Here is a 5,686-nt window from a genome sequence, read left to right as displayed (position 1 = left end):
CTCGTCATGGCCGGCGCCGGAGACCGGGGCAAAGACCCCGGTCGATATCGCCCACATGCGGGGCAATGTACCTATCTACAACACCGCACCCACCCCATATGTTCCCCACGCCCACCCCAAACCCCCACGTCAACCACACCCCGCCTACGCACCGCGTCACAGCCGCTACACGCCCCCACTCCGACGTCGGCGAAGCGCCCCCGCGGCGGCGACCGGCGAGGTTCTACGGCCCGGCCGAGGCGGCTTCTGGTGGAGAGATCAAGGCCGGGGCGGCGCCAGCCGTACTGACACGGGGATGCAGAAAGCCCCTCTCCGTGGTGCTGTGGAGAGGGGCTTTGAGCTGCGGAGGCTCGGGGATTTGAACCCCGGATGGGCGGTAAACCCAAACCGCATTAGCAGCTCGGGTCACCCCCGTCCCGATCAATCCCACATGGACCAACGGGCCTCCTCGATCTCTCCTGAACGACGTCGAACGGGAGAGGACTGCAACTAGAGCTGCAACTAGGCTTCCGGCTGGTGGTGGCCGTCATGGGCTCGGGCGGCATCGGCTACGACGGTCACTCCCGGCTCTTCAACGGTATGGACCGACCTCCGCGCCATCGCACAGGCCATGCATCCTCGCCCGCCAACGGCCTTGTCCAACGCGCACATCACGGCGGCGAGCCGCGCCTCGTCGGCACGTGAGAACCGGCGTACGGACGAGCCGCCCGCGAAGTGCTCACCCACCATGTAGATGTGGTCGCGGATGACCTCGGCGGTAGCCACATCGAGCCTTAGCACGACCTCTGTCATGCAGCGAGGCTACTTCGCCCAACTGGCTGAAAGCCGCACACCTTGCCTGCCTGATCTTCCCGTCGCCGTCGTCCCACCCGCAGGGGAGCGGGCCAGGGGGCAGGGGTCAAGGTGGAGCGCCCCACCGGACGAACGACCTTGACCCCTGCCTCCTGGTCTGCTCGGCTCTGCCTGAGACGCCGGCGACGGGACGATCAGGCACCCCAGCCCCACGAGACCTCCGGGCTACAAAGAGGATCATCCCGGAGCCGGAGCGCCTCCGCCGGAGGCGTATGTCACTCGATGATGGTGTGCAGGAGAGCGACGAGCGCCACGCCCGTAGCGATTCCGCTGGCTACGTTTGCACTGGTCACGCCTACCAAGACACCGAGCGCTGTGGCAATGGACAGGATGAGCGCCCACCTCTGGGGGAAGCGCGCGGGGGCCTGGTTGGCGGGCTCGGGGTTATTCCGGCGCGTTTTACGGAATAAGCTGTGCATGGAACGTCCTTTTGCAGGCAAGCGGGACGTGAGAACGGCTCCCTGTTGGCGCAGGGGGCCGTTCGCTTGCGATCGGCCCCGCCGCTCCCACCAGACCCATTGTGGACCATGCGCGCGTCAACGAGTGCGCCTTGGCTCTGGAGTACTCTGTGCGGCACCTTCGCCACCTGCGCAAATGCTCCAGGCTTAGGAAGAAGTAATTAGCGAGTATCAGAAACTCTCGGTTATTTCGCGAATACTCGGCGGGGATCCGTAGCTTTGACCTCGACAGATCGTTCGGCTCTCCCTTGCGGCCCCCAACTCTGCCTGCGTCACGAGCATCCGAGTATCTCCAGAGTATGAGCCGAGAATCTCCTTGTAACGATTCGGCCTCGGTGGAAGGTGCGGCCGGAGCTGGCCGCGCGCGAGAACGGCCCCCAGGCCGCACGCGCAGCGTGCGGCCGGGCGAGGGCCGCGCGGCGGCGCTTGCGCCGCCGCCCTTGATGTCTAAAAGGTCAATTCGGCAGGGCTCGCGGGGTCGTGGTCTTGGGCGCTAGCGTCGCGGTGTGAGCGATGAAGGTCAGGAAACGCGCTGGGTCGTGCATGGCGAGCGGCTGATCTACGACAACCGGTGGGTACGGCTCGCGCTGGTGGACGTGGAGCTGCCGGACGGGGATCGGTTCGAGCATCACGTGGTGCATCTGGACCGAGCGGCGATCATGGCGATTCTCGATGACAGTGACCGGGTGCTGATGATGTGGCGGCACCGGTTCGTGTTCGACCGGTGGGGATGGGAGCTTCCCGGCGGGCTGATCGACGCCGGCGAGGACGCCGAGGCGACCGCCGTACGGGAGGCCGAGGAAGAGACCGGGTATCGGCCCAAGGGCGTACAGCATCTGGTCACCTTCCAACCGATGGTCGGGATGGTGGACTCCGAGCACGTGATCTACATGGCGCGGGGCGCGGAGAAGATCGGAGAGCCGATCGAGGTCACGGAGGCTCAGCGGCTGGCGTGGATTCCGCTCGCGGATGTGCCCGACATGATCGCTCGGGGCGAGATCTGGAACTCGGGCACGCTGGTGGCGCTGCTGTACCTGCGGGATCGGCTCAACTCAGGGACCGTCTAGCGGCGCGTGCGAGGCCTTCGATCCGGTGGCGCTGCCGGGTGGAGCCCGCGGTGGTGGCGAGGTCGCGGGCGCGGGTGATGTGCTCGCGGGCCTCGTCGGCCTGGCTGGACACGAGCAAGGCGTGAGCGAGGTCGCAGCGTAGGGCGGCCTCGGCTCGCTGGCTGAAGGTGCTGTCCTTGGCGGCGAGGGCCGTGCGCAGGTCGGTGATGGTGCTGGTGTCGGCGAACCTGACCAGGCAGTTGCCGCGCCAGCGGGCGAGGTGGGCGGCGCTGAGGGTGAGATACGGCAGGGCCGGGTCGGCGTCACCGGCCGGTAGGGCTCGCTCGGCGTGCTCCAGGGCCGTACGGCAGGTCGCCTCGTCGCCCAGAACGGCGGCGGCCTCGGCCTCGGCCGCCGCGAGCCAGCATTGCAGGCGGCCGGGTAGACGGTTGCGGTAGCCGGCGTTCAGGTCCTGGAGGAGTTCGACGGCTTCGGCGGGACGGCCGAGGTCGATGAGCACGTACGCCTGCTCGCCGCTGACGTGGGCCAGTACTGAGAGGTCTTCGGCCTCGCGCGCGGCGGCCTTGGCGCGCTCGTAGTGCTCCCAGGCGTCGGCCAGGGCGCACATGTCGATGGCGTGCCAACCGGCCAGTGAGGAGGTCTCGGCCAGGACGCGGGCGAGGGCTCGGCGCACGCCGGGCCGTACTCCATGCCGTAGGGCGGTCTCGACCTGGTTCACATGGGCACGGAGCTTGTCGGCGAGGGCCGGCGCCCCAAGTCGGCGGTCCAGGCGGCGCAGTTGGTCGGTCTCGGTCGCCATCAGCTCGGCCAGGGCCAGGTCTATGGAGGACGCGGCGTTGAGCCGGGCGCGCAGTTCCTCGTGCTGGGCGTGCCGGGCCTCCTCCTCGGTGTTGCGCTTGGCGATCTCGGGGTGGAGTGGGGCCAGTCCGAGCAGCATGCGCGCGTCGTCGGGGAGGCCGAGGGCATCGGCGATTGTCTCGATGACGTCGAATTTGTTGATTTGCACGCGGCTGTTCTTGTACTGGCTGATCCGGCCCTGAGGAATGCCGGTCATGGCGCTGAGCTGCGTCTGCGTCACGCCGTACTTGGCGGCGAGTTCGAAGAGCGCGCCGAAATCGCGTCGGCGCAGGACGTCGCGTACTTCGTCCTGGTGCCAGACCCATTCGGGAAGGCGGATGGGCTCGAACGCTGATCCGGGCATCGGGGTGCCTCCGTGCGCGGGGTCTCGCCGGTTGAGTCCAGCCTGAGGGGCCGTATCTCATCGTGCAATATCAGCGTGGAATAGGCGCGGAAGACGCGGATGCCGATTCTGGCTCCATGGACGAGCGGCGGACGGACAACGGCGAGGACTGTCGGCACTGCGGCGGACGGGGCTGGAAGCTCGTGACGGCGCGCAAGCTGGTCACGGGCATGTTCCTCTCCGGTGGTGGGAGCGTGAGCACACCGGCGACCTGTCTCTACTGCGGCAGTGAGCCCCGATGAGCTCGGAACCGGTGCGGTTCGAGTGGGAGGTCTTCTACAGCCACCAGGGCGAGCAGAAGCTAGGCCCCTGCGGCGTGAACGTCTTCCAGGCGACCGCGATGGATCAGCTCCGTACGGCTCTCAGGCGCTTCCCGCCGGACGCCGAGGCGTGGGGTCGGATCTGTAAGCGGGTTTACGACCACAACGCCTTTCCGCCGGAATGCTCCCGCTACGAGGTGTGGCGCGCGGAACTGGACGCCGCCGGCTCGGTGCGGTGGCAGATCGTCCAGAAAACGACAGATCAGGAGGTCGCCGCAAGCGGCAGGACGAGAGGGAACGGCAATGGGGACGAATGATCCCGGAGCCGCGATTCAGGCGCTTCGGGAGGCGCTGGCACAGCGGGGAGTGCCGACCGAGGATCGCAACGCACGGGTCTACGAGGATTCCGCGACGCTCTGGCTCGCGCCCGCGCTGGTCGTGGATGTCATGGCCGGCGGATACCAATGGATCGACGGCGATTTCCACCGGGAACCGTTCGTGAACGTGGAACTGGTCGCCAAGCTGCTCGCGGCCGCGATGCCGAAGACCCGGGAGGACTACTGCCTTCGTGAGCTGGCACGGAGGAACCCAGGGTGGAGGTACAGCCGGGATGAGAACGGCTTCCGTGCCGTACGGCGGGGCGAACCCTCCCCGGTCCTCCGGAAGGCCGGCGGTCTCACGGAGGTGTATCGGCCGACTCTGCACGAGTTCATCACTGCCCTGAACGAGCAATTCCTGATCGCCCATCTCCTTCGCGAGGGCTGAGCTCGGCGAGGAGACCCTTCCCGGGGCGGCGGAACCCCCCACATCGCCTGCACGTAGTGGGGGGTTCTGTCATGCGGCGGGGAGGAGGCGACGGAACGGGGTTTCTGGGGAAGTCGGGTTCCTCCTTGATGAGTCGGGCGCTAGTGTGCTTGTGCGGTCGAGTGGTAGACCAGGAGGAGGTATGGGTGGGATGGACTTCGCTCCCCCCAAGTACGCGCAGGTGGTCACGGCGATCAGCCAGCGAATCGAGTCAGGCGAGTACGCGCCGGGGGACCTGCTGCCCTCGGAGACCCAGCTCGTCCGCGAGTTCGGCGTAGGCCGTACGACAGTGGTCCGGGCTCTCCAGATCCTCGCCATGCAAGGGTGGATCGAGCGGGAGCACGGCCGGGGGTCCTTCGTGAAGGGGGTGCCGGCGCGGTTGGGCGAGCGTAGCCGTACCGGTCTCGGCATCCTCGACCAGGCGGAGACCGAGGCGGAGATCCTGCGCGTCGAACGGGAGCCGCTTCCCCGGCACGTGGCGGCCCTGATGAAGGTGGAGGCCCGGACTCCGGCCCTCGTACGGCAACGCCTCGTCCGGCAGTCGGGGAACCCGATCGCCCTGGAATCGCTCTGGCTGCCGCTGGAGGTCACCTACGGCACGGACCTGGACAAGGCAGACCGCCTGCGGACGGGAGTCCGCCAGCATCTCCAGGCGATCAAGCAACTCCGGTTCGACCACATCGCCGAACGGCTCACCGCGCGACATCCCAGCACGGAGGAACAGGAACGGCTCGGTCTCGACGCGAACGCTCCGGTACTCGGCCTTCTCGCCACCGTCTACGACGCGGCCGGGGAAGTGCTGGCCGTGGCCGACATCTGCCTGCCCGGTGAGCTGCACGAACTCGAAGACGTCTATCCCGTTACCTAGTCGTTATAGAAGCCGCTCGCTTATCCACTTGTCCGGACGAGTGAGCGGCTTTACTGTAAAAGTACTTGATCGGACGAGTGGACGACCGCTCAAAGGTACGTCCCAGAAGGAGGTGAGGCGAGATGGCTCTTCGAGGG

General features: G+C 67.3%; 6 protein-coding genes and 1 tRNA gene. 4 read left to right on the top strand and 3 right to left on the bottom strand.

Going from position 1 to position 5,686, the window contains the following annotated elements:
- Positions 1-343 precede the first annotated feature (343 nt).
- Positions 344-448, bottom strand: a tRNA-OTHER gene (locus tag D5H75_RS41715).
- 53 nt (positions 449-501) lie between these two features.
- Positions 502-792: a hypothetical protein gene (locus D5H75_RS19195; RefSeq protein ID WP_147425216.1), complete on the bottom strand. Its 291-nt coding sequence runs from the start codon at positions 790-792 to the stop codon at positions 502-504.
- A gap of 1,024 nt (positions 793-1,816) precedes the next feature.
- Between D5H75_RS19195 and D5H75_RS19185 the strand changes: the two genes are divergently transcribed.
- Complete coding sequence (locus D5H75_RS19185; protein ID WP_119927841.1) at positions 1,817-2,377, top strand: NUDIX hydrolase; 561 nt, start codon at positions 1,817-1,819, stop codon at positions 2,375-2,377.
- Here D5H75_RS19185 and D5H75_RS19180 read toward each other — a convergent pair.
- A complete protein-coding gene (locus tag D5H75_RS19180) occupies positions 2,358-3,578 on the bottom strand; it encodes a helix-turn-helix domain-containing protein (protein ID WP_119927840.1) in 1,221 nt (406 codons plus the stop codon). The two genes, D5H75_RS19185 and D5H75_RS19180, sit on opposite strands and share 20 nt — an antisense overlap.
- 277 nt (positions 3,579-3,855) lie before the next feature.
- On the opposite strand from D5H75_RS19180, the gene D5H75_RS19175 reads away from it, so the two are divergent.
- The 3 genes from D5H75_RS19175 to D5H75_RS19165 all read left to right on the top strand — a co-directional run bounded on the left by D5H75_RS19175 (position 3,856) and on the right by D5H75_RS19165 (position 5,549).
- On the top strand, positions 3,856-4,194 hold the full coding sequence (locus D5H75_RS19175) for a hypothetical protein (protein WP_119927839.1): 339 nt from the start codon (positions 3,856-3,858) through the stop codon (positions 4,192-4,194).
- Positions 4,181-4,642, top strand: coding sequence for a hypothetical protein (locus tag D5H75_RS19170; RefSeq protein WP_147425214.1), 462 nt, complete (start codon positions 4,181-4,183; stop codon positions 4,640-4,642). The genes D5H75_RS19175 and D5H75_RS19170 overlap by 14 nt, the downstream gene beginning before the upstream one ends.
- 181 nt (positions 4,643-4,823) lie before the next feature.
- Positions 4,824-5,549 carry a GntR family transcriptional regulator gene (locus tag D5H75_RS19165; RefSeq protein WP_119927837.1) on the top strand — a complete coding sequence of 242 codons (726 nt, stop codon included), beginning with the start codon at positions 4,824-4,826 and terminating at the stop codon, positions 5,547-5,549.
- Positions 5,550-5,686: the final 137 nt, after the last annotated feature.

The organism is Bailinhaonella thermotolerans, assembly GCF_003594875.1.
In the GTDB taxonomy this organism is placed as follows: Bacteria; Actinomycetota; Actinomycetes; order Streptosporangiales; family Streptosporangiaceae; genus Bailinhaonella; species Bailinhaonella thermotolerans.
This window is presented reverse-complemented; position numbering and strand designations above follow the sequence as displayed.